The 1748-nt window shown below is 66.3% G+C and carries 1 protein-coding gene and 1 pseudogene; one reads left to right on the top strand and one right to left on the bottom strand.

What is annotated here, in order from left to right; translation table 11 throughout:
- Positions 1-541: pseudogene (locus ELR45_RS42865) on the top strand (aminoglycoside phosphotransferase family protein); the annotation flags it as partial.
- A 56-nt stretch (positions 542-597) separates the two neighbouring features.
- Here the strand turns inward: ELR45_RS42865 and ELR45_RS21335 are convergent.
- Positions 598-1748, bottom strand: a 1151-nt coding sequence (locus ELR45_RS21335; protein ID WP_240759980.1) for an MFS transporter, incomplete at its 5' end; no start/stop codon positions are given.

The following is a 1748-nucleotide window of genomic DNA, read 5'->3' as shown; positions in this document are numbered from 1 at the left end:
GCGATCCCTGCGCCGCCGGATCTGCCCCGGCTGCGGGAGCAGGCGGACGTCTGGGAGGAGCGGCTGCGCACTGATGCCCAGAAGCTGACGCACACGCTTTCGCATTCCGCGGTCGACACCGCTGTGGCGACCGTGCGCGAGCTGGGCCGTGTCCAGCCGGACACCCTCATTCACGGTGATCTCCACGCCAGAAACATCCTGCGCGCTCACCGTGAGCCATGGCTGGCCATCGACCCCAAGGGACACGCAGGAGACCCCGCTTACGAAGTCGGCACGCTACTGAAGTCGCGCGCACTGACGCTCTTCGAAGCAGACGACGTGCGCAAGGCCCTGTACCGCGCGTTGGACATCTTTGCCGAGGCAGCGGAACTCGATCGCGAACGCGTCCAGCGTTGGGCCCAAGTTCCATGCCGTTCAGGCCGCGTTCTGGGGCCGTCGTCACGGGTTCGGTATTGCCGGCAGTGGACCACGATCGGAGCGGCTCAACGAACTCGCAGACCGCCTGGCGGAGTTGCTCACGCAACGTGCCTGGTTGCGCTGAAACTGGTAGGTGTCGCCGCCGTCAGATCCGTCTTGGGCTCGTCATCGTGCCGAGGCTCACCGTGCGCTACGACGACGAAGGACGGCATACGCCTGAATCGCCGCGTACAGCACAAGTGCGACCCCGATCACGCTGGTCACGTTGACCGCGCTCGTGAACGAAGCATCCGCGGCGACCCGGAGCGCGGCACCGGCGTCGCCACCCAGATCCTCGGCGACGTGGGTGGCTCCGCCCAGCGTCTGCCGAGCCTCTTGCATCATCGCCTCCGGCACTCCGGGCACGGACTGCAGTTTCGCCGCGTAGACGGCGGTCACCACCGTGCCGAGGACGGCGGTCCCCATCGCCGCGCCCACTTCGTAGGCGGTCTCCGAGATCGCCGACGCGGCTCCCGCCTTCTCCGGCGCCACCACTGCCATGATGGTGTTGTTGGTCACCGTGTTGGCCGCGCCGAATCCGGCAGCCACCAGCGTGAAGCCAACCGCCAGCAGCCACGCCCCCGAGGTCGAACCGCCTGGAAGTTGCGTCATCAGCGAGTATCCGACAGCAGCCATCAGCAACATGGCGAACAAGAGCGTCCCGATGCCGGCGCGGCGCATCAGCCGCACGGTGAACAGCCCGGCGAAGATCGCCAGCGTCAATCCGGGCACCAGCACGAGAGCGGCCCGCAGCGGGCTGAGGCCGATAACGATCTGCAGATACTGGGTGATGAAGAACAGCGCCCCGATGAACGCCATCGTCGCCAAGAGGTTCGTCGCTACCGATGTGCTGAACCCTCGGTTGTTGAACAGCCGAAGGTCGAGCAATGGCTCCGCCAGCTTCCGCTGTCTGCGGACGAACACCACACCGAAGGCGAACCCGGCCATCAGTGCGGCCACGCCGGGCACGCCCACACCATGCGAGGCCAGCGTCTTCATGCCGTATACGGCCGAGAGCATGGCCACCAGGGAGAGCCCGGCACTGCGCAGGTCATATCGACCCGGGCTCGGATTCCGCGACTCCGGTACCAGCAACGGCGTCAGGACGAGGAGCCCCACCATCACCGGCAGGTTGATCAGAAAGACTGAGCCCCACCAGAAGTGTTCTAGCAGCCAGCCGCCGATGACAGGCCCCATAGCCGAGCCGACGGAGAACATCGTGGCCCAGACCGCGATGGCCAGCGTCCGCTGCCGCTGATCATGGAAGATGTTGCGCAGCAACGAGAGTGTCG

Origin of the sequence: Phytoactinopolyspora endophytica (genome assembly GCF_004138495.1) — a bacterium.
Classification (GTDB): Bacteria; Actinomycetota; Actinomycetes; order Jiangellales; family Jiangellaceae; genus Phytoactinopolyspora; species Phytoactinopolyspora endophytica.
This window is presented reverse-complemented; position numbering and strand designations above follow the sequence as displayed.